This is a genomic window from Streptomyces sp. NTD107, from assembly GCF_059510435.1.
The window spans coordinates 129,375-155,092 of the sequence record NZ_JCAJZV010000006.1 but is presented as its reverse complement, the minus strand read 5'-3'; the positions used below and the strand labels follow the sequence as shown (position 1 = coordinate 155,092).

Below are 25,718 nucleotides of genomic sequence, written 5' to 3'. Positions count from 1 at the left end.
AGCCTTGGGGCGGAGCGCGTTACGGGACCGGGGTGGTCACGGTGAACGCGTATCCGTTGCCGAGATGCAGGATGGCCCGTCCCGGAGTGGGCTGTTCGCTCGCTTCACTGCGGGACAGCTTCACCCCGATCAGCTCCCCATAGCGATGGCTGCTCGGCGACAGCAAAGCGCCCCGGCGGGCCTTCTTCGCGTCGACCTGCCATCCCGAGAATCCGGAGCAGACCTCAGCCTCATCGCCCGCCAGCACGAGGTACCGGCCACGCTGGGCCCCCGTGGTGATCAGGCTCCTGAGCTCCTTGTCGGCCTCACACCTGCGCAGGTCCTCGGCGTCATCCACCATGAGGACGACAGGATGTTCCGGCGACGAGGTGGCGAGCGCCTCGCTCACCTCTGCGCCGGTGAGCTCGGCCTCGGTGAACACCCGCAGCACACCGTCCTGACCGGCCAACCCCTGGAGAGGCGAGGGCCGGGGGGCCGCGACCACCAGGCGCACGCCCTGCGCCAGGTAGGACTTCGCCAACGTCATCAGCACCGTGCTCCGGCCCGACTTGGTGGGCCCCGCGATCACGAAGGAAGGCGTTCCCTGCGCCAGATCCGGACCATAGCCCATGAGTTCATCGCCACCCACCCCGATGAGCCCCCACAGCCGGGACTCCGAGGCGTCGGGATCACGCATCTCCCACGCGTCCCGGAAGGTGAGCCGGCTGGGCAGCACGTCCACCCGGAAGGGTCGACGGGACCGGGGCACCGCGGCGTCCCGCCGCGTCGCCGACTCTCCGATCTCGGCGAGGGCCGCGGCCTGGGCCTGTCCGGTCACCTCGGGGACGAGGACCGCGATCTGCACTTCGGTGTGTACCTGATTCCGGAACATCCGGCCGTCGATGATGTCCTCCGGGACTTTCCGCACCGACAGCCCGATATTGGCGTAATCCCCACGATCGGGCAGCCGCAGAGCGAATCTGTTCTCCGTCAGCCCGCCGAGCCTGCCGGAAATCGTGGTCCGGTCGCCCACCACAATCACATGAATGCCGACGCTCGCCCCTTCGCGGAGAATCACATACAACTCATCGGTGAGACTCCCGTGGTCGATCTCGCCGAGAGTCGTGACCCAGCCCTCCCAGCGATCCAGCAGCACCACGATGTGCGGCAGCCGCTTGTCCGGCTCGGCCGCGGCCCGCTGCTCACCGATGTCCGCCAGCGCGCCGTCGCCCAAGAGGTCCTGTCGTCGCGCCATCTCCGCTTTGAGCCGCTGGATCAGACGCTTCACCCGTTCCGTCTGATTCCGGCCGACCACCGCACCGCAGTTGGGCAACCGGGTCAGGGCATTGAGGGCGCCGTTCCCACAGTCGATGCCGTAGATGTGCACGTCTTCTGTGGAATGGGTCCTGGAAAGCGATCCGGCGATGGTGCGCAGCAGCTGCGAACGCCCACTGCGCGGGCCGCCCGCGACGAGCATGTGACCGAAGTCGTGGAAGTCGATGGAGACCGCCTGACGCGCCTGCTGGTCGGGGAGGTCCTCCAGCCCGAAGGGGGCGGCGGGCAGGGCACCGGCCGACCGGGGCTCGGGGAGATCGCCGAGGAGAACCTTCTCCTCCAGCGCGGGCAGCCACGGGCTGTGCTGCTTCGGCAGCCGGAGCTGGGCATCGGTTCGGACGATGGAGTCCACCAGCACCTTGAGGTCGGTGATCTCCTCTTCCTCCCGCTTCGCGCCGGCGGGGCGCTTGAGGGCCGCCCGGCCGAGGTTGCTCCACTCCAGCAGGCCGCTCCACACCGGATCCTCCGAGGCGGCGGCGGCGCCGGGCCGCCGCCCTCCGACGCGGCCGGACTGGAACGGCACGAGCGAGGCATGTCCGAGCCGTACATACGCGCGTCCCGGGGTGGACTTGGCGATGAAGCCGGCGTCCGGGGCGCTGATCACATCCGAGGACTCACTCGCGTCGGTCACCCGCAGTGCGATGCGAAGGTTGGTGTTCGCCTTGATCTCGGGGGACACCACGCCGGTCGGGCGCTGGGTGGCCAGCAACAGGTGAATGCCCAGGGACCTGCCGCGCTGCGCGATGTTGACCAGACCTTTCACGAAGTCGGGCAGCTCGCGCACCATGGAGGCGAACTCGTCAATGACGATGAGGAGTCGGGGAAGCGGCGCGATCCGGCCGGCCGCCCGGCGGACAATATCCTGATAGTCCTCGATGTCCTTGGCCCCGACCTCGGCGAGGACATGTTCGCGACGGGTCAGCTCGGCCCCGAGCGAGCGCAGCGCCCGCCCCACCAGGTGGTTGTCGAGGTCGGTCACCATGCCCACGGTGTGCGGCAGTTCCACGCAGTCCTTGAACGCGGATCCGCCCTTGTAGTCGACCAGGACGAAGGTCATGTTCTCGGGGGTGTTGGCGACCGCGAGCGAGGCGACGATCGTCTGGAGCAGCTCCGACTTGCCGGAGCCGGTGGTTCCCGCGATCAGCCCGTGCGGACCGTCCCTGCGCAGATCGATCGCGAACGCGCCGTCGTAGGACTCGCCGATGAGCGCCTCCGTGGACTGTCCGCCGGCCCGCCAGCGGGCGGCGATGTCCCCGACCGTGGGGGGCTCAAGGCGGAGCACGTCGAGCAGTCGACTCGATGCCGGGATGGCGGCGTCGTCGGACTCCGCGCTGATGTCGCGCAGGGGCGCGAGCGAACGTGCCACCAGGGCGCACCAGTCGGGTAGCACCCAGTCGGGGCGCACCTCGCGGATACGAGCCATGTTGGACTGCTCCACGCGCAGCTGTTCGACCCTGGGCCGCTTCATCATCCCCACGCTCGCGTCCGCGCCCGGCCCGGAACTCATGGGCTGCTGCTGATACGCCGCCCCCGGGGCGGTCATGAAGTGGTGAAATCCCGTCGCATAACCCGGTTGCCGCACCAATCCGGCCGCCATCCGGTCCGCAGCCGCCTCGGCCACGATCACGGCCTGGCACTCGGCCGGCAGCAGCCGCTCCTCACTGTCGACGCAGATGGCGAAAATCGAGGCTTCCGGCCCCTCCCGCAGTAGCCGGATGACTCCGGGAAGGGACCGCAGCCGGCGGGATCCGTCGAAGACGACCACGATGTCAGGGTCCTTGAAGGTCGCGGCCCCCCTGGAGCGCGCCTCCCGCTGGGCCTTCTGCCGGGCGTCGAGCGCCGCCGTGAGTTCCGCGATCCGGACCCCGACCGTCTCGGCGTCCGTACCGATGAGCACATTCGTGTCCTGCCCGGCGCCCGGCCGCGCGTGCGGCAGCCACTTCACCCACTCCCAGCAGCGCTGCCCGGAGGCGTCGGTGAGCACATAGAGCTGCACATCCACGGGGCTGTGCAGCACCGCCGTCTGACAGACCGCCCAGCGGGCCAGGGAGCGCGCGGAGTCCTCCGGCCCCGCGAGTCCGACCACGCCGTGGGTACGCAGCGAGACCGCCACCGGCGCGTCGGCGATCTTCCAAACGACCTCACGCTTGTGATCGTCCTGCTCCGGGTCGGTCAGAACCACCTCGGAATCGAGCTCGGCCGTTCCGACCCTGATCAGCAAGTGGTCGGCGTCGGTGCGCCTGCGCTCCCACAGTCTGGTGCGCGGTCCGGTCGCCGTGACGAGGACGGCAGCGGGGTCCGGGATCGCGTGCCGGCGGGCGAACCGTTCGGCAACCAGGGCGTCGCGGGCATCCTGCTCGATCCGGGCCTTCTGTTCCTTGAAGTCGGCCACCTTCTTGGCGTGCGAGATCCGGCCCCGCTTCTTGTCCATGAAGTAGTTCCCGAGCAACATCACCGGGCCCATGAAAGCCATGATCATAAAGGTCCAGCGGCCGGTGATATTGGCCAGAACCAGAGCGCCGACCACCGGCAGAATGGCCATCAGCCAGGGAAGGGGCCGCTTTTCACGGTCCGAGGGCGGCTTGGGCAGCCGAAATGCGGTGGGCCGGTCGGGAGGCAGGAGTCGTGGCGGCCGGTTGTAATCGAGCCCAAGACCGTCCTCGGAAATCCGCAGCGCCGCGTCCGGTGGATAGTAAGGGGTCAGTTCCAGAAGGCATCCACCGATGGCGAGCTGACTGCCGATCTTCCATGCGACCCGCTCGCGCTGTTCCAGCGGTTGCCCGTCGACGTACACGTCGGCCGCGTCATGGACGGTGATATTGCACGTACCGTCATGGGCAACCCGCAGAGTGAACGCCCTGGCGGACAAGGCGGGATCCTGGATATGAATGTGTACGCCGGGCCCGGACCCGATGTCGACCCGACCGATGCCGAGCCGGTGCACCGCGCCGGCGGCCGGCCCACCGACGACGCGGACCTCCACAAGCCCGGCAGGTTCCGCCGGAGGGCAGCCGCCCGCGTGGTGCAGGCTGACGGTCACCCCCTCCCTGAGCGGCGACGCGGCGATCGCCATGGAGGGGTCGAGGTACTCGCCGTCGACGAATAGCGGAATCGCGGACATCTGCCCGGTGAACCTGCCCCCCACCGTGTGGAACAGCTGCGGAGCCAGACTTCCGACCAGCGTCTGCGGCGAGGCGTCGATCACGGTGTCCGCGCTGTTGCCTTGAACCGGATCGACAACGGTCAGGGTCAATCGCACGCTTCCTCCAGGCCGGCTGTGTCATCCCCCGTGGCTGACTCCGACTTCGACGATAACCGCCACCGGCCGGGGGCCGCTCCCCAGCACCTGGCCAGCTTCTGCAACCGCCCCGCGAGAGACGGCGTCTGTACTGATGCTGGCAGGTTGTTGTCTCCTATCCTGTGCTGCGCAAGCCGCGGTAGCCATTCCGCACACCCAGAACACAAGGAGTGCCATGAGCGAAGACATGAAGATCACGTACCAGGACATGCGCGATGCCGCTACGCGGCTCAAGGATGAGCACACCACCATCACAACGACGCTGGAAAACCTCCAGACCTACATCGAGGGTCTCGTCGAAAGTGGATACTCGTCCGGCTCGGGTCGCGCGTTCGATGACTCCTACCGGGAGTTCACCTCCGGGGCGCGGAATGTCATCGAGGGCCTCGACGGGATGGGCGGATTCCTCCAGACCGCTGCCGATACGATCGAGGGCACCGATGCCGACCTTGAGGCAGCCGCGCGGAACGGCTGACCTACAGCGACACCCCGCCGAGGCGGCGCCGCAGTCTGGTCACGGCGCCGCCTCAGTGGACGAACAACTGCGACAACCACGTTCACCGGAGTGCCTCCCGGCGTCCGGGAAGCCACGAACACATGGGGGAGAAGGCGTGTCCTTCCTGAGGTTCTTCGAAGACGAGGTGCGGGACTTGGCGACCCGCCTCGAAAGCAGCGGCGAGGACATGCGAACGGCCTCCCGCCGGCTGTCCCAGACCGACGCTTCCCGGATCGGCACCACGGACCTGGCCAGGGCGTGCGACGACTTCGCCGACTCCTGGGATTACGGGTTCGGGCAGCTCGGCGACCTGACCAAAGGCATCGGCGACTTCGCGGACAACGCGGCCGAGGCGTTCGGCGCGACCGAGGAAGAGCTGGAGCGGGCCCTCCGCGACCAGGGAGGTGCCGCGTGAGTGACAGCTACCCCCATCTCGGATTCGACCCGGCCCCCGGTGACCTCGACGCCGCCGATGAACTCGCGCAGACCATCCGTGATGTGACCTCCCAGGGCTCCACCACCCACACCACCCTGGTGCAGATCACCACCTCCGAGGGCATCTGGGCCGGCAGATCGGCGGACGCGTTCAGCGAGTCCTTCGACGAAGTCCCGCCTTACCTCGACCGGGCGGTCAGCTCACTGGACGCGGCCGCCCAAGCCCTCGAACAATGGGCGCTCGACCTCGCCGGCTTCAAGTCCCGCGCCGCCACCCTGGAAGGGGAGGCCGCCACCGCCGCCCAGGCCGTCAGCACCGCGCAGACCGCGGTCGACGGCCTGCCCTCGGACACCTCCGACATGTCCGACGACGACCTCTCCGACCACGAGGACGAGGTCGAACGCCGCAACGACGCACTCACCACCGCCACCAACGACCTCGCCGACATCCGCGGCAGGGCCGAATCCCTCCACGAGGAATTCATCACCGCCGCGGGCAACACCGCGACCCAACTCATCAACACGGCCGACGACGCGCCCGCGAAACCGGGGTTCTGGGACAGCGTCGGTGATTTCTTCAGTGACGTCATAGAGTTCATCACCGACCCGAACACCTGGAAGCTCATCGGAGACCTCTTCTCCAACCTCGCCATGATCCTCGGTGTCGTGGCCCTGGCGCTGCTCATCTTCAGCAATCCGGTGGGATGGGTCACCGGACTGGCCATGATCGCGGCCGTTGGTGCCCTGGCGTTCCATTCCGCAGCACTGATCGGGGGAGCCGACGGTGTCGACGGATGGACCATCTTCTTCGACACCATCGGGGTGGTTTTCTCTTTCGTACCGGGCGGCAGCGCTCTCGCCCGGTCCGGTGCGGCCATGGTCGCCCGCGGCCAGGCGATGCGCTCAGCGGGTCAGATCCTGCGGTCGACCGGCAGATCGAATCTGTTCCGGACCCTGACCCATCCTGTGCGCCCGTCCCAGTGGAGGCTGTTGGGCGGACCGGGCCGACCGAGCAACTGGGGCATTGGATTGATGAGCGAAGGCGGCAATCTGCTCCGCGAGGGAGCAGGAATGATCCGAGAAGGAAGACATCTCATCTTCAAGGGTCAGGCCATCGAACTGGGCATATCCATCGGAGGAAACGCGGCAGCCGGCACCGACTTCTTGAGAAGCCCTCACCTCCCCTTCGTGGCACCTCTGGGAGGACTGATGAACCAATGGCAAAACATCAACAGCACGACCATGGCACCGGGCCCGACTCAGCCACAGGATGTACTCACGGGCTCCGGCACATCGTTCGCCGAGGGGCTCGGCCAGAACTCGGGGAGAACCGTAGCGTGACAGAGATGATGTACGACTTCTCTCTGACCGTGCCCGAGGATTTCGTCCCACTGCCGGACTCGGACGACCCTGAGGAATGGCACCATGCCATCGCTGAACTCATGCCAGGAGCTGACGAGGAAGGCTTGAAGCGTTGCGCTGATTCCATGCGACAGGCTCTTCCTCATCTCAATATTGAGAATACGTTGAGGGCGGCACTGTGTGTCGGAGTCGTGGACAATGATGAGATCACCATGGGCGTGCTCACCGTCTCCGTCGTCCGTTCTGAACACACGAGTGCCCTGGTTGCTGGAGAATCCATCTATCAAGCCAAGAAGGCGAAGATTTTCCAGGACACAACCAACCTGATCGAGATTGACCACGAGTATGCCAAAGGCGTTCAGGGACCCGAAGATACCTTGCTGGCGGCCAAGATACGATGTGGCCCAGCCGTAACCTCGATCTCCCTCCGTTCCATGGCGCTCACCTCCCCCCTGCACGCTGAGCCTCTCCGCATGGCGATAGGAAACGCGCAGCTCATCGTGCCGGCGCCCCGGGACTACTGCATCTACGTGACTATCATGACGGCGACACCGATGCATCTGGAAATGTACAGCGGGTATCTTTCCCTGATCGCCCAGACAATTAAATTTGAAACCATTGAGAAGGATCCATCGCTTGCCATATGAAGAATAACCATGAAGAGTTGATCAGTAGGCTCAGGGAACTAAACGCGCAACTCATCAACATTGAACGGCGACACGTAGAGAAGACGGGTGGACTCTCGCTCTTCTACGCCCTGCTCTCGACATTCATCGCATCGCTGATCCTGATACCTCTGGTCTGCATCCCTTTGGCAGAAGGAGAATATCGATGGATCCTACTGCCCGGCATTCCCGGTTCGATCATCACACTCTGGTTCGCCTGGCGCGTCGTCCGGCGCCTTCATGCCCCGCACGGCCCCCTTGCCACTGAGCATGCCCGGACCGTCCAGCGCCGCCTTCAGGTGCTCGACGAGCTCTATGCGCTGCCGACCGGTTCAGAGAACTCGGCTGACGCAAGCGACTGGCACGGCATAAGTGAGGTGTACGGGCAGGCCCAGCAGGCGGATGACGAGGCCGCCATCAGGGACCGTGCCGATCTTTCGCGCATGTATCAACAGATGGCCCGGTCGGCTCATTGGGGGATCGTCATGATTCTCCTCGGAGCCGCGTCATTCGCGTTCTTCGCGCTGACGATGGCCATGCTGCTGGGCGACGCCGCCATGGTACCCTTCGCCCTCACCACCCTCTGCTGGACCGCCGGCACGCTGCTGACCCTGCGGATCGCGGGTCTGAAATACGTTGGGCCGCGGCGCGTCACCCGTACCCAGAAGCAGGGCTGGCACATGGAACTGGCCTATCGCCAGCGGCGGGTGGAATCCACCAGTGGCATTGCTCCCTGGCGCTTCCCCGCATTTCACAGCCAACGCCTGTGGCAGTTCTTCGGCCGTCGCGGAAAATCGCCGGCCGACGTTCTCCGCGCGATGTCGACCGAGGCGTCCGCCCTGCGCAAGTGGTATTGGCGTCAGGTCGGCCCCGGCACGTTGTTCCTCATCGGCATGCTGAGCTTCGCCTTCGCCGTGGCCGCCCTGCGCGGCCGATGACTCTCCGTCCAGACAGGTTACGATCGCGGCCATGACACATCGAGACCATCGGCCGGAGGAGCAATCGGGCCATTCGTCCCCGCCGTACTTCCCGCCGGGCCCGGGTCACCAGCACCAGCCCTACCAGGCAAGGGCTGCTGAGATACAGCCACAACGTCCACCCCCGGGCAGACGCAAGGCCCTCGTCGCGGCCGTCGTAGGAGCCGTGCTGGTGGCGGGGGCCATGACGTTCGCCGTGGTCGCCGTAACCGGCCGCGACAGCACGGCCGCAGCCGCGCCGGATCCGGAGGTGGACGGCCCCGCAGCACGATGGGAGCCCACCGGTTCGAGCGATCCTCGCCGGTCCCCGCGCGCCGAGATGGAGCCGGTCGTCGCGGACGACTGGCAGGTGGTCCTCAGCCCGCGGGGCACGATGGCCTTCGACGTACCGCCCGAGTGGTATCTCAACGAAGAGGGCAGCAACACCTTCTGGGCTGCCGACGATCCGGATGCGCACGGCTCCGATCACGCCTATACCTTGCGGGACACCGCAAAGGCCCTCTCCACCGCCTGCGACGGGATGGCGGTCGCGACAGCGGGCACCCGATACGTCCAGGGAGCCAACGGCACGGAAGAAGCCGTGCGTTCCGTGTCCAGCAACCTGGCCTGGGCCCTCTTCGACCAGGGCCTGGAAGGCGATCTGACCACCACGGAGGCAGAGCCCTTCGAGAACGAGCACGGCATCAGCGGACACATCGCCTACTCCTCCTCCACCGGTGCTCCCGAACACGGCGAGGGCGAGTGCGCGTCCACCGAGGGACGTGCCGTCGGTGTCTCCTTCATCAACTCCTCCCACGACATCGTGGCCTGGGGTCTGGTCGCCGGCACCGGCCACGAGCACGCGGTGACCGAGGAAACCATCGAGCTGATCCTGGGCAGCATCCGTCCCTACGAGTCCGACTGATCCATGGCACGGCCGAAGCCCGCCCGCAGTGCCAAGTCCATTAAACGGCAGGCGAAACGGGACCTGCGAAACCGGTCGGCGGCGCTCCACCGGCCCCGGCGGCCCAGCCGGGCCGGGAAGTGGGCGGTGGTCGCCGGCGTGCTGGGCGCCCTCGGCGCGATCGTGCTGGTGATCTCCACCGGGGAGGCGCAAATCTCCCTGGCCGGCCGGTGGCCTGGTGGCCCGACCGGGTTCACCGTGACGCTGGGCGTCGCCGGGGCGCTGTCCCTGCTGGTGATGACCACGGCCGCGTGCGCCAAGGAGCAGCCGCACCGGGTGCCTTCCCGGCTGCGGTTCAACCAGCCCGTGCTGTACGGCCTCATCACGCTGGGTGGCGTGGGAGCCATGCTCGCGCTGGCCTTTCTGGTCGTGGCGATGGGCCCCGGCAACCGGAGGAATCCGGCGTTCTGCGACGACTTCGGGTGCTGGCTCGCGATGCGGGGGTCGAGTGCCGGGGTGACGGGGATGCTCGCCGCCGCCGTGACGGCGTGGCTGGGGTTCATGGCGCTCGCCTCGGTCCTCACGTACGAGGAGCCCCGCGGCCGGCGGAATGCCGTCGTCTCCGTCGCGTGCGTCGGCCTGCTCCTGACCGTGGGGGCAACCGCGCTGGTGCTGCCCACCCGGTTCGCGGCGGAACTGTACAACTTCGCTGCGAGCTGGCCCGGCGGGGCGCCCGTGTTCCTGATCGGTGCCGGCTGCTGCGTCCCACTCGGGGTCCTCGGCATGGTGGGCGGGTGGAAGGTACGCGAGACGGTGACCCGTCCGGTCGCCGCCGTGCTGGGCACGATCGCCGCCCTGCTGAGTGTGGCCGCGACGGGCCTTCTCATCTCCGTCACGCAACCTCGTGATTACCGGGGACCGGGGCCGTGCGAAAAGGGCTTCTACTGTCTGCTCGATCAGGCCCACGGCCAGGCAACCCTCCATGTGTGGCTCGGCTTTCTGGCGATACCCGGCGCCGCGCTGCTCATGTTCGCCGTGTACCGGTTGGCACTCCGTCGTTGACGGCTTGCCGGCTACGGGGGGCGATTGCGGCCCTCCGCACAACCACGGGTTGGTAACAGCTTCTTGGCCAGGGTCGCACCGTGCAGGTGCGGGTTCGTAGGGTGAGGGGCAAAGCGCCCACAGTCGACCCATACGGAGCCGCCGTGACCCGCCGCCGGACCAGGACCGCCCTGATCGCCGCTTCCGCGGCCACCGCACTGCTGTTGACCGCCTGTGGCGGGAGCGACAGTGATGGCGGCAGCGATGACATTCCGGGGGTCGATGAGACGACCGAAGAGTCGACCGAGCCCGAGGACGAGCCGGAGGACGTCCCGGTCGATGAAGGCCGGGAGGGGCGTCCCGAGATCGACCTTGGTGGAGACTTCGAGCACATCCACGAGTCAAGTGATGTCACCGACCCGGAGCTGAACGAAGTCATCCTCGATGTACAGGGTTTCCAGGACGCCGTTGCCGAGGGCATCGCCCGCCATGACAACGAAAGGCCCGCGTTGCGCTACTACATCGCGGGGCCGGCTCGCACGGCTACGTTGACGTTGTTGGACAACGTCATCGAACAAGGGATCTCCTCAGTCGGAACTGCCCGATACTTCAACTACAAGGCAACGCTACTGGGTGATGGCGCCGCCACCTTCAGCTTCTGCCGTGACTTCAGCGAAGTTGCCACTATCGATTTCGGGACGAAAGAAATTGTAGAGGAGGCTGAATTCGATGCAAATCCCACACTCTATGCCGGTCGGGCAGAGCAGAACGACGACGGGGTGTGGCAGACCGTTGAATACAACCTGAATCAGGATGCGCCGGAATGCCGATGAAACGTACTGTCTTTCGCTGTTCACTTGTGGGGGCCGTAGCCGCCACGCTATCACTCCCCGTCACAGCTCACGCCGACGCGGCCAACACCGATCAAGGAACCTCGGGAGGTGACCGGACCGGCCAGAATATCGAGGCCAGCGTCGGGACCCCGGGACAGGCGCGGATCTCGTTCAGTGGGAACGGTACTGATGGGAGCGGAGGACTCACCAGTACCCGGACGACGTGGACGCCGCCCGCCTGCTACTACGCTCCGATGTACACGCCCGAGGAGTATCAGGCGTACTGGGATGAGCTCTCCATGCAGTTTTATCGCTCCGGATGGCCTCAGGAGGACAAAGATCTGCTCCGGCAGGGACTTGAGGATTCCTACGGGGAGAATGGCGAGTACCCCAACTACAACATCGACAAGCAGGGGGAGGGGATGTTCTGGCAGGTGGTCAGGAACGAGGATCATCCTGACTACGAGGCCAGATACGCCTGCGAGTCCCGCACCTTCTTCGTCGAATTCGGCGACCCGCCTCCCGACGTGCCGGGCGTCGTGAACATCTCCACGCTCGCCGAGTTGGCGTATGAGCGGGTGCGGGTTCCCGATACGGAGATTCAGTTGAATCCGGACGGCGATCAGACCGTCAACCTCGCGACCTGGGTGTGGCTCGATCAGGCGGGGTTCGGGCCCGTTTCCGTGACCGCCTCGCTCGATGACTACGGGTTGTGGGCCACCACCACCGCCACGCCGACCACGCTCACCATCGAGCCGGGCACCCCCGATGCCCGGTTGCATCCTGCCTCCGGCGAGTGTGCCGTCGGCAGCGACGGCAGTATTGGGGAGCCGTACAGTCGGGGGCGGGCCGGGGAGGAGCCGGGGTGTGGGGTGACCTACTTGCGGGCCACGCACGGCACCGGGTCCTATGGGCTGACGGCCTCGCTCACCTGGGAGATCTCCTGGGAGGGGTCCGACGGCAGCGGGGACACGCTGCCCGCCGGGGTGTTTGAGACCACGCATGAGATCGCCGTGCGTGAGGTGCAGGCCATCGTGCGGTAAGTGTCACCGCTATCCGTAGACCTCGTTCACGTTGCCGTTCGCCGGTCGGGTGTGGGCGGCCGGGCCCTCCGCGAAGGTCTGGAGGACGTTTTCCGTGACGCGCGTGACGAACCGGCCCGTTCTGGCGTCCATCCCGTGGTTGGCGCCGTTCTCGTCGGTGCCCGCCATCAGGGCTTCCACCCAGCGCATCGTGCCGGTGGCGAAGACGCCGGCGCCGCTGGGGACCGTGTAGTACGCCGAATCCTGGTGGCTGGCCTTTCCGTTGCACACCAGCGGCGAGTGCGCCATGATCTCGATGCCCTCGGGGGTGGGGGCCTCCGGGGTGACGCGGTCGTATTCCACGCCCACCAGGTGGTCGAAGGAGTCGCCCGCCCGTACCCCGGTGCCCTCGAACACCCAGTGGTCGGGGCGGTGCACCACATACGGGGCGTCCACCGGGAAGCCCTCGTACAGGACTCCGGTCAGGGATGATTCCGGGTCCGCGCCGGGGGAGGCGCGGAAGTCCGTGGTGACCAGGGCGTCGTTGTGGCGGTGGTTCGGGTCCTGGGTGTACGCCGACTTGTAGCAGGCGACGATTCTGCGGTCGCCGGTGTGTTTCGGCTCCAGTGGGGTCGGGTCCAGGCGGACCCGGCGGAAGCAGGTGTTCGCGCCGAGGATCGCGATGTTCGTGCCGGCGTCGCGGGCCTCCGTCAGGGCCGTTTTCTGGGCCGGGGTCATGTATTCGTCGTGGCCCAGGATCACCACCTGCGCCGCGTCCCGCAGCACCGCCGGGTCGCGGTCCACGTCCAGCCCGGTGGTGTACGACAGCGGCAGCCCCAGCCGTTCGGCCAGGACCACCGCCGCCCGCTCGTACGCCATGAACTTCTCGGCGCCGTCCTTGTCGTAGGGCCGGTCGAAGCTCACCACCAGGGCGCGGGTGCGGTAGTCGCCGTCCTTGCCCTCGTACAGGCTGTAGCCGCCCCACAGGTTGTACGCCTGCCAGGTGGCCGGCGCGTGCATCAGGACGGTGCGGCCGGCCGCCTCCCGGGAGCGCACGACCAGGGGGACGTAGCGTTGTCCTCCGCCCTCCGCGTCGAGCCGCAGCAGATACGCGCCTTCCGGCCACCCGTCCGTCGAAACGGTCGGGCCGCGTTCCCAGTCGGCCCGTACGGTCCCGGTGGTGGGGAAGAAGCTCGGCGCCTTCTGCACCACCCCCGGCTGCGGCTCGGAGTGCCAGATGCGGCGGGCCTGCGCGCCGTCGTACCAGCCGATCCGGTACGCCGAGACCCGGTAGGCGGGTGCCGGGGTGGAGACGTACAGGCCGAACTCCTCCCCCGGGTCCACGCTCACCCGGTCGGCGTACCCCTGAATGGCGTCGTCCGGCCCGGTGTCGGCGATGCGCCAGTCGGCGTCGCCGGGCTGTTCGTTCTCGGGCGGCGGGTCGGCGCCGGAGCCGGAGCCGGTGCAGGCGGCTCCCGCCAGCCCGGCCCCGGCCGCCACGCACACGCCCAGGAAGCCCCTGCGGTCCAGGCCCTGCGCCATCCCTGTCATGGGATCAGGCTGGGATACCCCCCACCGGCGGGCAACCGCAGGTCACGGCTGCTTCGCCTCCAGGAAGGCGGCCAGTGCTTCGGTGAGGGTGGCCTCGGCCCGGTCCTTGCGGATGCCGAGCCCGGACAGCACCCCGTCGCCGTCCTCCAGTTCCAGCAGCGCGAGCAGGAGGTGTTCGGTGCCGATGTAGTTGTGGCCCAGGCGCAGCGCCTCCCGGAAGGTCAGTTCCAGGGCCTTCTTCCCGCGCACGCTGTACGGGACCAGGGCCGGCACTTCCCCGTCGGTGGCCGGGGGGAGGGCGGCGGTGGCGGCCTGGCGCACCGTGTCCAGCAGGACGTCCTGGTCGGTGATCAGCTTGGCGGCCAGGCCGTCGGGGTCGCTGACGAGGGCGAGCAGCAGGTGTTCGGGGGTGGTCATGGTGTTGCGGGCGGCCTGGGTCTCGCGCTGGGCCGCCTCGGCGACCTGCTTGGCGCGCGGCGTGAACTGCGAGAAGTCCGGTACGTCGCCCTCGCCGGGGACGAACCGCTTCTGGGCGGCCTGCCGGGTGACGCCCATGCTCTTGCCGATGTCGCTCCAGGATGCGCCGGAGCGGCGGGCCTGGTCGACGAAGTGGCCGATGAGGTGGTCGGCGACATCGCCGAGGTGGTCGGCGGCGATGACGGCGCTGGAGAGTTGGGCGAGGGAGTCGGTGTGGGACTGCTTGATGGCCTCGATGAGGTCGTCGAGGCGTACGGACCGGGTGGTGCTCGGGGTCGATTCACTCATGCGTCAACCTTAGGTTGACACCCTTCCGAGCGTCAACCCTAGGTTGACATCATCCTTCGACGGCCGTCAGTTCACGGCCCAGGCGTACTCCGTGTCATCGGCGGCCGTCCAGGTCAGCTCGCCCAGTTCGGCGCCCTCGGGGACCAGATACATCTTGCACTCGGTGAAGGACTCCCCCTCCGCGAAGGTGTCCGGCGTCTCGCTCGCCGGACAGCCGCCCGGAATGCCGAGGTCACCGATGGCGATCACGGCCGGCAGATAGGCGCCGTCCGCCGTGTACATCGACAGCTCCGAGCCCGGCCGGCCGTACTCCAGGGTCTCGCCGCCGGTGTGGACGAAGTCGGTGTACAGATACATCGGGGTGGTGCCCGCGATGTCCTCGGGATCGAAGGCGCCCGCCGCCTCCACGTCGGCGAGGTCGCCGGTCTCCAGCTTCTGGACCGTGACCTCCAGCTGCGCGGTGGCGTCCCCGTACTCGTACGGCGCCGGGCCGGCCGTCTCCCCCAGGGCCAGGGTCTGGCCCTGGGTCTGCTCCCCGGGGTCCTGCCCCGGCTCCGGGTCGGTCGGGTTGTCCTCGTCCTGCTCCTGGCTCTGCTCGGAGCCCTGCGCGCCGTCGCCGGCATCGCCGTCGCCGTCCTCGTCGCCGCCGCAGGCGGTCAGCGTCAGCGCGAGCACGGCGGCCGGGACGGCGGCGCGCAGCCAGATGGTGTTGCGGTGTGACATGTGGAACTCCCCGTGGTGCGTGTACGTCTAAGCGTTCTCACTCTAGGAAGCACACGTCCGCGTTCTGTCACACCACTGTCTCAGCTGCTCATGCGTTACTTCCGGAACGACAGCTTGATCTGCGTCCACCGCGCCAGCTGCTCCCGGCCCAGCCGGCCGCGCAGCTCCGCCAGCTTCAGCAGGTTCGCCTCGGCTCCCGTCGTCAGGGTCTGCGCCTCCGCCAGATAGTGGTCGTCGATCAGCGCCTCCAGCTCGTCCTGGTTCATCACCGGCACGATCCGCTCCGCCAGCTTGTTGGTGTTGCGGTACGAGCCCTGGAGCCGGAACGGCGGCTCGGTGCGGTTGGCGTCGTCCTGGGTGGCGGAGGCGATGTACGCCGCGTTGACGGCGAGCGTCGTGCGCTGCACGTACAGCAGCTTCCGCAGCACCGACAGGATCTGCTCCAGATCGGCCGCCCCGTACGGATGCGCCAGCCGGTCCGCCGTCACCGACTCGTCGCCGCGCGCCAGCCGGACCAGCAGATCCACGTCCGAGCGCTCGCGCGCCGCCAGCGGGGCCAGCACCGGGTTGGCGGTCAGGGCGTTCTCGATGTGGCTGAGCGCGAAGAGTTCGTCCCGCCCCGACAGCACATCGCCCAGGTTCCACACGTCGGCGCGGTTGGCGAGCATGTCCGGCACCCGGAACCGGGTCCCCGACTCGGTGAACGGGTTGCCCGCCATGCACACCGCGAACCGCTTGCCGCGCAGGTCGTACGTCACGGCCTCGCCGTCGCCGATCCGCACCCCGTCGATGCGGCGCTGCGCGTCGCACAGCGGGATGAAGCGTTGCAGCAGCTCGGGCGAGGTGTGCTGGATGTCGTCCAGGTAGAGGAAGACGTTGTTGCCCATCTCCAGGCCGAAGTTGAGCTTCTCCACCTCCCGCCGGGCCGCCGCGTCCGGCGCCGCCGCCGGGTCGAGCGAGGTGGTGTCGTGGCCCAGCGCCGGGCCGTCCACCTTCACGAACACCAGCCCGAGCCGGGCCGCCACGTACTCCATGAGGGTTGTCTTGCCGTATCCGGGCGGCGACAGCAGAAGCAGCAGTCCCTGGCTGTCGGTGCGCCGTTCGTCGCCCGCCGTGCCCAGCTGCTTGGCGAGGTTGTCGCCGATCAGCGGCAGATACACCTCGTCCAGCAGCCGGTTGCGGACGAACGCGGGCATCACCTGCGGGCGGTACGCGTCCAGCCGCAGCCGCCGCCGCTCCGCTTCCAGCAGCGCGTTGCGGCGCCGGATGTACTGCCGGTGGGCGGGCACCCGGTGGGTGGCGAAGTCCGCCGTACGGGACAGGAACTCATCCAGCCGCAGCGGCAGTTCGCCGGACGCGACGCGCGGGTGGGCGCCCAGCAGGCCGTCCACCCGGGCGGTGAGCGGCGCGTCGATGGCGCGGTGGTCGAGCGCTTCCCCGCACAGTTCGAGGACGGCCGCCTCGGGCAGGTCGGCGGGCTCGCGCTCCGTCGACCCGGTGAACGCCGCCAGCCACGCGGTGACCAGCTGGTGCCGGGCGGCCAGGTCGCCGCCCAGCGAGGCGACGTCCTGGCCGAACTCCTTGGTGCCCGCCGTGCCCAGCGCGGTACGGAAGTCCTCCAGCAGGGTGCGGGCGGCGGCGCTGGTGGCGAAGCGCGGGGTGTGGCCGGTGGCCAGGGCGAGTTCCTCGAAGAGATAGCCGCCGCTGTCGGCGCCGGCCACCCCGGGGAGTGCGTGCGCGGCACGGAACGCCTCGATCGCCTCGGTCAGTTCGGCCGCCAGCCGCGCCACCGCCGCCACCTGCCCGAAGGCGGTACGGGCCCGGCCCAGCGACTGGGCGCGGGTGGTCCAGGCCCGGCGGTCGGCCTCGGTGGCCCCGTACGCCCAGAACAGCTGGGCGGCGGCCCGCACTTCTGGCCCGTAGCGCAGCAGATCGGCGTGCGCGCGCAGCCGCAGCAGTACGGCCAGGATGCGGGCCGCGTCCTGGTCGTGGACGCCGCGGTCGTACCCCTCGTCGTACGCGGCCTCCGCCGTGCGGCGGACCAGTGGCAGCAGCTCCGCCTCGGTCTCCCCGGCCGCCCCCGCCGCCAGCACGGTGGCCGCCAGGTGCTCGGCCCGGTAGACGGACGGGGACTCCGAGGCCAGCGGCTGGTCCCAGAAGTCCTGGGTGGCCGCGAACTCCGGGTCGGTGACCGGCGCCCGGTAGTCGGTGCCCGTCACCGCGAAGGACAGCGCGCCGTCTTGCGGCACCAGCGTCAGATCGATCGGCTGGGTGTTGACGCCGAAGCTGTGCCGGCCGAGCCGCACCGTACCGTCCGCGCCGAACAGATCGGCCCGGTCGCGCAGCGCCCGCCCCGCCTCCTGCCGGATCGCCTTGAGCCGGCCGGTCAGCTCCTCCGCCCGTACCGTCTCGCCGAGTTCGCGCAGCTCGGCCGCCGTCGCCCGGACCCGCTCCACCAGCGGGTCGGCGGCGAAGTAGGCGTTGATGTCGTCCAGGGTGGGCAGCGCGGTGGCGCGGCGGGTGACGGTGGACAGGATCCGGTTGGCGGAGGACGCCAACCGCTCGGCGTGCCGGGCCCGTTCGTCCAGCTGGGCCTGCTTGCGCGCCGAGAACGTCTCGTAGATCTCCTCGCGCTGCCCGGCCAGTTGGGTGAGGAAGTCGTCGAACGACCCGAACCGCGATTCCAGGTTCTCCAGCTGGAGCAGCAGCCGGCCCAGCTGCTCGTCGCACTCCTCCGGGGTGCGGGCGGCGGCCAGCGCGCCCGAGACGGCCTGCCCCAGCAGCGCGTACTCGGCGGCGAACTCGGCCCGCCCCTCGCGCTCCAGCAGCTCCCGGCGCCGCCCGTCCAGCACGGCCCGGGCCCGGTTGACGGCGCCCATGACCTCGCCGATGCGCTCCAGCAGCCCGGTGCGTACCGTGGCGTCCGCGATGTCCAGGCCGCCGATCACGTCGGTGACGATCCGCAGGCCGTCGGCGTGTTCGCCGATCTCGGTCAGCAGCGGGTCGGCGACCGCGACGCTGTCCACCGCCGCCGCCCGCTCGGTCAGCGCGGCGATCGCGGCCCGGGTGTCGTCGAAGGCGTCCTCCCGGGACAGGAACGCCACCGCCCGCCGCCCGGTGGCGGCCAGCGATGCGCCGAGCCGTTCGCCGATCGCGCCGAGCGCGTCCAGGTCGATGTGCCGCACCTCGCGCAGCGACTCGGCGTGCCCCTGGGCGCGGCGCAGTTCGGTGAGAACGGTGACCCACTCGGCGGCGCCCTTGGGTGCCTCGCCGCGCGCCCGCCGGATCAGCCGGTCGGCGCTCTCGGCCGCGTCCCGCAGCTCGGCGGCGGCCCGGGTGCGCTGCTCCTGCACCCGCTGGTACTCGTCGATGACCTGCTCGGCGGTGGCGCGCAGCGTCGCGGCCGGCTCGTCGAGCCCGGCCAGGCCGTCGAGCCCCAGCCAGTGGTACTGGTCGGTGAGCCGGTCGCAGGCGGCCGTGATCGCCTCGAACACGGCGGTGCCCGGGGCGAGTTCGCCCGCCATCCGGGCCACGGTCAGCGCGTCCGAGATGCCGCGCACCAGCTCCGCGTTGCCGATCCGGGTCAGCGGCCCGTCGGCCGGCCCCGGCGCGGCGGCGGCGTACGCGTCGGAGGTGAAGGGGCTGCGCCACACCTGTACGGGGTGGACGAGGGCCGGCTCGCCGTCGCTCTCCGCGCGGCTGATCGCCAGGGTGCCGTCGTCGAAGAGCGCGAAGCCGTGCGAGGGCAGCGGGTTGGCGACTTCCTTACGGATCAGGTTGTAGGGCAGCAGCAGCGTGCGGCCGGTGGCGGGGGCGTGGAAGACGTACAGCACGTCCTCGCCGTTGGGCGAGCGGATCGCCTTCTCGTACGCGAGCCCGGCGGTGTCGGTGGCCTCGAAGGTACGGGCGGCGCCGCCGGGCGGGGCGGCGGCCAGGTAGTAGCCGCCGGGGAAGATGATGCCCTGGTCGTCGGGGAGGGTGCGGCACGCCTGGCCGATGCCGTCGAGCCGGACCACGTCACCGGTGCGGGTGTTGAAGACGAGATAGCGGTGCGCGCTCTCGTTGTAGGGCAGGACGCGCAGCAGGATCAGCGGGCCGACCCGGGCGTAGGCGATCTCGGCGTCGGCGAGCGACTGGAGCGGCTCGTCGACCGGCTCGTGGTGGATGCCGTCGGGGGTGTCGGTGTCGTTGACGGTCTTGAGGGTGAGCCGGCCCCCGACGGTGGCGACGTACAGGGCACCCTCGATGGACACATGCGGGTGGGTGCCCAGGATGTGCTGCTCGCGCCCGGTGCCGGTCCAGGTGAAGTCGTGCGGCTCGGGGAAGACATGGTCGCGCTCGCCCTTGGCGTCCAGGTACTCGGGGCGGCCGTCGGGGTGGATGCGCCAGCGCAGCACGCGGATGTCGCTGAGCCGGTCGCCGGTGCGGAAGACGGCCAGCAGCAGGCCGCCGGTGAGGCGCAGGCGCAGCAGCTGGGCGTGCCGGAAGTAGCGGTAGAGGCTGTCGAAGTCGCGCTGGAAGCCGGGGTCGTCGAGCAGCCCGGGGACGGTGTCGGGCGGGGCGGGCAGGAAGTGGCCGCCGTCGCCCGGGTCGGCGCTGAGCCGGTGCAGGGTGAGGACGTCGCCGATGGCGGTGGTCTCCTGCCCGGCGGTGGAGCGCGGGTTGTAGCCGGCCAGCAGTACGCCGCCGACCTGCACGATGTCGCGCGGGAGGCTTTCGCGCCCGGTGCGAATCCGTTCGGTGGCGAGCAGGGCGAGTTCGCTGCCGCCGAAGGTCTCGATGCGGCGGGCGTTGAGCGTCTGCGCGCGGGCCGCCAGTTCGGTGGCGGCGGCGGACATCCGGGCCCGCAGTACGTCGTAGGTGCCGGCGTCCAGCCGGGTGTCCTGGGTGTCCTGGCTGTCCTGGGTGCTCACGTCGTCAACCGTTCCCGTTCCCGTTCCCGTTCTCATATCCGGTCCGCTCCGGCCACGTCACCCGCCACCGGGTCCTCCCCCGCCGTCCGCACCGCTCCCGTACCGGGGCGGTGCGGTGCCCGACGCCCGTCCCCTTTGGGCCCTGTTCGCCCCGGCCCCGGCCCCGGCACAAGGCCGGGGCCGGAGCCGGGGCGGCGGCCGTACGGCACGGGCCGGCCGGCAGGCCCTACTTGTCCAGGGCCACCGCGCCATTGACCTTGGCCAGGTCGGCGAGCCGCAGCTCACCGAGGCCCTGCGCGGTGACCGCCTTCAGTACCCCGCGCAGCTGCCCGGTGTGTTCGCCGCCGCCCGCGATGAGCGAGCCCAGCAGCCCGGCCAGGGTCAGATCCCGTACCCCGCCCGCGCCGAGCCCGGCGACCATCGCGCCGAGGTCCTGGGTGAAGGTGGAGTTCTCCTTGTCCAGCCACGGCCCGGCCATCGCCCGGGCGTGCTCGGAGCCGTTCACGAACGCGTCCAGGCCCTTGCCGGCCGAGACGGCGCCCACCAGCTTGTCGAAGAAGACGCTGTCCCCGCCCACGATGTCGATCTTGGCGTTCTCCAGGCCGGCCGCGACCAGCGTGGCCTGCGCCTCGGCGATCTGCCGCTGCACATCGATGCCGGCGATCCGTATGTCCTTCTCCGCCTCAAGGCGCAGCCGGTACTCCTCGTGCTCCCGGCTGGCGGCGTCCAGCGCGGCCATCGACTCGGCCTTGAGCTTGAGACCGTCCGCCTCGGCGGTCATCTTCTCGCGCAGCGCCTCCGCCTCGGCCAGGCCCATCTCCTTGGCCGCCTGGGCCTCGGCGTGCCGGGTCTTGGCGATGGCGTCCGCCATCCGCTCCTTCACCTCGGCCTCGGCCAGACCCTCGGCGGAGGTGTCGGCGCGCTTGCCCTCGGCCAGCCGGATCGCGGCCTGCGCGTCCAGGTCGGCGGACTTCAGCCGCGCCTCGGCCAGGGTCAGCTCCTCCTTGGCCTTGTGGACGGCCGCGACCTCCGCCGCCTCCGCCGCCTTGATGTCCTTGACGAGCCGTTCCTGGGCCTCCGCCTCGGCGGCGATGATCAGCGCCTGCCGGTCGCGCTCGGCCTCCTCGACGGCGCGCAGCTTCTTGATGTCCTCCTCCTGCTGCGCGACGGTCTTCTCGACGGCGATCCGCTCGCGCACCACGTCGGCGATGTCGCGCTTCTCGCCCTCCAGCTCCTTGTCCTTGGCGATGCGCTGGAGTTCGGTCTCGCGCTCGCGGGCGATGACCTCCAGCAGCCGGTCCTTCTCGATCCGCTCGTTCTCGATGGCGACGACGCGGTCGCGGTTGAGCTTGGCGACGGCGATCTCGCGCTCGCGGTTCTCGTTCTGTACGCCGAGGGCTTCCTCGGTCTTGATGTGCGCGGTGTGCGAGCGCAGCCGCTCCTCGGCCTGGACGCGGGCGGTCTCGGCCTCCTCGCGGGCGCGTACGGTCTCGATCTCGCGGGTCTGCTTGATCTCGGCGTCGGCCTGCCGGCGCTCCAGTTCCAGGACGGCCTCGCGGGCGTCGACGTTCTGCCGGGTGATCTCCTTCTCCTCGTTCCGGCGGAACTCGTTGGTGAGGACGTGCTGGTGCGCGGTGAGTTCGGTGATCTTCCGGATGCCCTGGGCGTCCAGGATGTTGTTCTTGTCGAGCTGGGAGAGCGGGGTCTGCTCCAGGTAGTCGATCGCCGCGTCCTCCAGGCTGTAGCCGTTGAGGTCGGTGCCGATGACGGCGATGATCCGGTCGCGGAACTCGTCGCGCTTGGTGTAGAGGTCGGCGAAGTCCAGCTGCTTGCCGACCGTCTTGAGCGCCTCGGAGAACTTGGCGTTGAACAGTTCCTGAAGCGTCTCGCGGTCGCTGGCGCGCTCGGTGCCGATCGCCTGGGCCACCTTGATGACGTCCTGCACGGTCTTGTTGACCCGGACGAAGAACGAGATGCGGATGTCGGCGCGGATGTTGTCCTGGCAGATCAGACCGTCCCGGCCGGTGCGTCCGATCTCGATGGCCTTCACGGAGATGTCCATGGTCTCGGCGCGGTGCAGTACGGGGAGCACCACGGCGCCGGTGAAGGTGACATCGACCTTGCGGACCTTGGAGACGATGAGGGCCTTGCCCTGCTCGACCTTGCGGAAGAGCCGGCTGAGCATGAAGACGACGGCGATGACGATGATCAGCACCGCGGCGATGAGCACGCCGAGGCTGGTTCCTATGGTGTCCATCCGGTTGTGAACCCCTCGTGTCGGTCGGGAGAGACGTACTGCTGAAGAAGTGGGGGCGCGGTGAAGGCCGCGTGGCGCGCGGGTGCGCCGGTGTGCTGACGTATCGGTGAGCCGGTGGTGCCGGTGGTGCCAGTGGCGCCGGCGTGCCGGTTCAGGGGTGGTGCCGTCGCGGTGGGGACGCGCTCAGCGGGGCAGCTGGTTCTCGAAGGAGCCGCCGGTCGCCGGGCCGGCGTCGTACGGCGCCACCCAGAAGAACTCACGTTCAGGTTCGTAGCCGAAGATCAGCGCCCGGCTGCCGGATCCGAGGTCGGCGCCCTCGGGTCCTTCGGCGCGTACTTGCACGATGGCGGTGCCGCCGTCCTCGGCGGTGACCTCGGCCTGGCCGAAGTCGGAGGTGACGCGGCTGGTGCGCACGACGCACACCCTGCCGACGAAGTCCTCGCGCTGGGCGCCGGTTTCGGTGGGGAAGACCTTGCGCAGCGGCAGGACGAGCAGCCGTGCGAAGGTCCAGCCGGCCGCGAGGGCGACCGGAACGGTGGCGACGCGCAGCGCGGTGGCGTCCAGCAGTTCGGTGCCGGCCATGGCGGTGAACCAGGCGACGGCGATCAGCAGCGAGATCGGGATGGCGGCGGGCACGCCGCTCAGGCCGAGCAGGGCCATGACACCCGCGAAGCCGCCCACTCCGTCACCGTCGCCGCCGTCACCCGCGCCGTCGCCGCCCTCGGCAACCGAGCCGCCGATGCCGAACAGCACCCCGAAGATCCAGTAGAGGAGCACCACGGCGAGAGGAAAGGTGAAGATAACGGCCGGAAACGCCAAGGCCGTTGCGAAGAAGTCCCCCATCCTGCAACCCCCCTATGGCGATATTGACAATATTTATACGCGACGATCGTTTGAGTTGGTACCCCTGGGGCGTATCGATCGGCGTTACGTTCTGGTCGTGCACACCCACCCGGCACGCATGGTGGCCCTCGGCTTCGCCCTCGCGGTCGTGATCGGCACCACCTTGCTGGCGCTGCCGGTCTCCCGCGCGGGTGACGGTACGGCACCCCTGCTGACCGCCTTGTTCACCGCCACCTCCGCCGTCTGCGTGACCGGTCTCGCCGTAGTAGACACCGGAACGTACTGGAGCGGTTTCGGTGAAGTGGTGATTCTTTTCCTGATCCAGGCCGGCGGCTTCGGCATCATGGCGCTGGCCTCCCTGCTGGCCCTCCTGGTCGTCGGCCGACTGCGGCTGATGACGCTGCTGCACACCCAGGCCGAATCGAAGATCGGCCTGGGCGAGGTAGGCGGGGTGCTCAAGCGGATCGCGCTGATCACCCTGACCGTGGAGGCCCTGACCGCGCTCGTCCTGGCGCTGCGCTTCTGGCTGGCCCACGGCCAGTCCCCCGGCTCCGCCCTCTACTCGGGGATCTTCCACGCCGTCTCGGCCTTCAACAACGCCGGCTTCGGACTGTACGGAGACAGCCTGACCCGGTACGCCCACGACCCGTGGATCCTGCTGCCCGTCGCCGGGGCCGTCATCCTGGGCGGCCTCGGCTTCCCGGTGATCCTGGAACTCCTGCGTCACCGCAACGGGAACCGGCACCGGAGGACGCTGAACGGGAACCGGACCCCGAACGGGGACCGGACGCCGAGCGGGGACCGGACCCCGAACGGGGACCGGACGCCGAGCGGGGACCACCGCCGCCACCCCAGCCGTACGCGCACGCCGCGCCCCTGGTCGCTCCATCTGCGCCTGACCCTGTGGCTGACCGCCGCCCTGCTCGCCGCCGGCACCGCGATGACCCTCCTCCTGGAGTGGGCCAACCCCGGCACCCTCGGACCACTGGGCACCGAGGACAAGGCACTCGGCGCGTTCTTCCACTCGGCGATGCTGCGCACCGCGGGCTTCAACGCCACCGACATCGCCGCCATGGAGCCGGCCACCCTGCTCGGCTCCTCCGTCCTGATGTTCATCGGCGGCGGCAGCGCGGGCACCGCCGGCGGCATCAAGATCACCGCCTTCGCCGTGCTGGCCGTGGCGATCCTGGCCGAGGTACGGGGCGAGGCCGGCGCCGGCGTCTTCGGGCGGCGGCTGACGCCGCAGGTGCTGCGGCAGGCGCTGACCGTGGCGCTGCTGGGCGTCGCCGTGGTGCTCACCGCCACCATCGCCCTGCTGGTGCTGGTGGACGCGCGCGCCGAGGTGGTGCTGTTCGAGGCGGCTTCGGCGTTCGGCACCGTGGGACTCACCGCCGGACTGACCCCGGAACTCCCCGGGGCGGCCCAGCTGATCCTGATCACCCTGATGTTCCTGGGCCGGGTGGGGCCGATCACCCTGGCCTCCGCGCTGGCCCTGCGCGAACGCAAGCGGCGCTACCGGCTGCCGCAGGAACCCCCGATCATCGGCTGACGCCGCACAAGGAGCACCGCCATGAAACGCCCCCGCCCCCGCACGCGCACCCGCCCCCGCTCTCTCGCCCTCGCCCTCCACCGCCAGGGGCGGCACGGCCACGCCGACCAGCGGGTCGCGGTGATCGGCCTCGGCCGCTTCGGCATGTCGCTGGCCGAAGAACTCATGCACACCGGCTGGGAGGTCCTGGGGATCGACGCCGACGAACAGCTCGTACAGCGGCACAGCGACGCGCTCACCCACGCCGTCATCGCCGACGGCACCGACCCGGAGGCGCTGCGCCAGCTGGGCGTCCCCGACTTCCCCAAGGTGGTGGTCGCCATCGGCAGCGCGGTGGAGGCCAGCATCCTGGTGGCCGGCAACCTCCTCGACGCCGAGGTCCCCGACATCTGGGCCAAGGCGATCAGCCGCCAGCACGGCCGCATCCTGGAACGGCTCGGTGTCCACCATGTCGTCCTGCCCGAACACGAGATGGGCGAACGCGTCGCCCACCTCGTCACCGGCCGGATGCTGGACTTCATCCCCTTCGACGAGCACTACGCCCTCGCCAAGACCGTCGCCCCGCGCACCGCCACCGGCCGCCCGCTGGGCAGCACCGGAATCCGTACCGAACACGGGGTGACGGTCGTGGGCCTCAAGCGGCCGGGCGGCCACTTCACGTACGCCACCGCCCAGACCGTGATCGAACCCGGGGATGTGATCATCGTCACCGGCGAGACCTCGGCCGTGGAGGCTTTCGCGAATCTGGGTTAGCTTTGCGGTCAGGTGCGCCGGGAAGTCTGGTCGGCAAT

The 25,718-nt window shown here is 69.3% G+C and carries 18 protein-coding genes; 11 read left to right on the top strand and 7 right to left on the bottom strand.

Going from position 1 to position 25,718, the window contains the following annotated elements; genetic code table 11:
• Nucleotides 1–19: 19 nt before the first annotated feature.
• Nucleotides 20–4,573 (bottom strand): type VII secretion EssC family protein, encoded by a 4,554-nt coding sequence (locus tag AC5WRL_RS14725; protein WP_496088951.1) that lies wholly within the window; start codon nucleotides 4,571–4,573, stop codon nucleotides 20–22.
• 214 nt (nucleotides 4,574–4,787) lie between these two features.
• Between AC5WRL_RS14725 and AC5WRL_RS14720 the strand changes: the two genes are divergently transcribed.
• From AC5WRL_RS14720 to AC5WRL_RS14680, 9 genes are all read left to right on the top strand, one after another.
• Nucleotides 4,788–5,087, top strand: a complete 300-nt coding sequence (locus AC5WRL_RS14720; RefSeq protein ID WP_496088950.1) for a WXG100 family type VII secretion target — start codon at nucleotides 4,788–4,790, stop codon at nucleotides 5,085–5,087.
• Between the two features lie 136 nt (nucleotides 5,088–5,223).
• Nucleotides 5,224–5,523, top strand: coding sequence for a hypothetical protein (locus AC5WRL_RS14715; RefSeq protein ID WP_496088949.1), 300 nt, complete (start codon nucleotides 5,224–5,226; stop codon nucleotides 5,521–5,523).
• Nucleotides 5,520–6,884 carry a putative T7SS-secreted protein gene (locus tag AC5WRL_RS14710; RefSeq protein WP_496088948.1) on the top strand — a complete coding sequence of 455 codons (1,365 nt, stop codon included), beginning with the start codon at nucleotides 5,520–5,522 and terminating at the stop codon, nucleotides 6,882–6,884. Before AC5WRL_RS14715 ends, AC5WRL_RS14710 begins: the two co-directional genes overlap by 4 nt.
• Nucleotides 6,885–6,889: 5 nt before the next feature.
• Nucleotides 6,890–7,552 (top strand): hypothetical protein, encoded by a 663-nt coding sequence (locus AC5WRL_RS14705; protein WP_496088947.1) that lies wholly within the window; start codon nucleotides 6,890–6,892, stop codon nucleotides 7,550–7,552.
• Nucleotides 7,549–8,508, top strand: coding sequence for a hypothetical protein (locus AC5WRL_RS14700; RefSeq protein WP_496088946.1), 960 nt, complete (start codon nucleotides 7,549–7,551; stop codon nucleotides 8,506–8,508). The genes AC5WRL_RS14705 and AC5WRL_RS14700 overlap by 4 nt, the downstream gene beginning before the upstream one ends.
• 223 nt (nucleotides 8,509–8,731) lie before the next feature.
• Entirely contained in the window at nucleotides 8,732–9,451 is a 720-nt protein-coding gene (locus AC5WRL_RS14695) for a DUF8017 domain-containing protein (RefSeq protein WP_496088945.1), read from the top strand.
• 3 nt (nucleotides 9,452–9,454) lie between these two features.
• Nucleotides 9,455–10,492, top strand: coding sequence for a hypothetical protein (locus AC5WRL_RS14690; RefSeq protein ID WP_496088944.1), 1,038 nt, complete (start codon nucleotides 9,455–9,457; stop codon nucleotides 10,490–10,492).
• Nucleotides 10,493–10,635: 143 nt separating this feature from the next.
• Nucleotides 10,636–11,304 (top strand): hypothetical protein, encoded by a 669-nt coding sequence (locus AC5WRL_RS14685; RefSeq protein WP_496088943.1) that lies wholly within the window; start codon nucleotides 10,636–10,638, stop codon nucleotides 11,302–11,304.
• Between the two features lie 254 nt (nucleotides 11,305–11,558).
• Nucleotides 11,559–12,347, top strand: a complete 789-nt coding sequence (locus AC5WRL_RS14680) for a hypothetical protein (RefSeq protein ID WP_496088942.1) — start codon at nucleotides 11,559–11,561, stop codon at nucleotides 12,345–12,347.
• Between the two features lie 9 nt (nucleotides 12,348–12,356).
• Here the strand turns inward: AC5WRL_RS14680 and AC5WRL_RS14675 are convergent, their stop codons facing one another.
• The 6 genes from AC5WRL_RS14675 to AC5WRL_RS14650 form a co-directional block, all read right to left on the bottom strand.
• On the bottom strand, nucleotides 12,357–13,877 hold the full coding sequence (locus AC5WRL_RS14675; protein ID WP_496088941.1) for a N,N-dimethylformamidase beta subunit family domain-containing protein: 1,521 nt from the start codon (nucleotides 13,875–13,877) through the stop codon (nucleotides 12,357–12,359).
• Between the two features lie 42 nt (nucleotides 13,878–13,919).
• Nucleotides 13,920–14,642 carry a Clp protease N-terminal domain-containing protein gene (locus AC5WRL_RS14670; RefSeq protein WP_496088940.1) on the bottom strand — a complete coding sequence of 241 codons (723 nt, stop codon included), beginning with the start codon at nucleotides 14,640–14,642 and terminating at the stop codon, nucleotides 13,920–13,922.
• Nucleotides 14,643–14,708: 66 nt separating this feature from the next.
• The gene (locus AC5WRL_RS14665) at nucleotides 14,709–15,365 is read right to left on the bottom strand and encodes a hypothetical protein (RefSeq protein ID WP_496088939.1); all 657 of its coding nucleotides are present in this window, start codon (nucleotides 15,363–15,365) and stop codon (nucleotides 14,709–14,711) included.
• A 95-nt stretch (nucleotides 15,366–15,460) separates the two neighbouring features.
• Nucleotides 15,461–20,203 (bottom strand): DNA repair ATPase, encoded by a 4,743-nt coding sequence (locus AC5WRL_RS14660; RefSeq protein WP_496089155.1) that lies wholly within the window; start codon nucleotides 20,201–20,203, stop codon nucleotides 15,461–15,463.
• A gap of 301 nt (nucleotides 20,204–20,504) precedes the next feature.
• Nucleotides 20,505–22,535, bottom strand: a complete 2,031-nt coding sequence (locus AC5WRL_RS14655; RefSeq protein WP_496088938.1) for a flotillin family protein — start codon at nucleotides 22,533–22,535, stop codon at nucleotides 20,505–20,507.
• 183 nt (nucleotides 22,536–22,718) lie between these two features.
• Nucleotides 22,719–23,315 carry a hypothetical protein gene (locus AC5WRL_RS14650; protein WP_496088937.1) on the bottom strand — a complete coding sequence of 199 codons (597 nt, stop codon included), beginning with the start codon at nucleotides 23,313–23,315 and terminating at the stop codon, nucleotides 22,719–22,721.
• Nucleotides 23,316–23,475: 160 nt separating this feature from the next.
• On the opposite strand from AC5WRL_RS14650, the gene AC5WRL_RS14645 reads away from it, so the two are divergent.
• Both AC5WRL_RS14645 and AC5WRL_RS14640 read left to right on the top strand, forming a co-directional pair.
• Complete coding sequence (locus tag AC5WRL_RS14645) at nucleotides 23,476–24,927, top strand: TrkH family potassium uptake protein (RefSeq protein WP_496088936.1); 1,452 nt, start codon at nucleotides 23,476–23,478, stop codon at nucleotides 24,925–24,927.
• Nucleotides 24,928–24,948: 21 nt separating this feature from the next.
• Nucleotides 24,949–25,680: a potassium channel family protein gene (locus AC5WRL_RS14640; protein WP_496088935.1), complete on the top strand. Its 732-nt coding sequence runs from the start codon at nucleotides 24,949–24,951 to the stop codon at nucleotides 25,678–25,680.
• Nucleotides 25,681–25,718 lie beyond the last annotated feature (38 nt).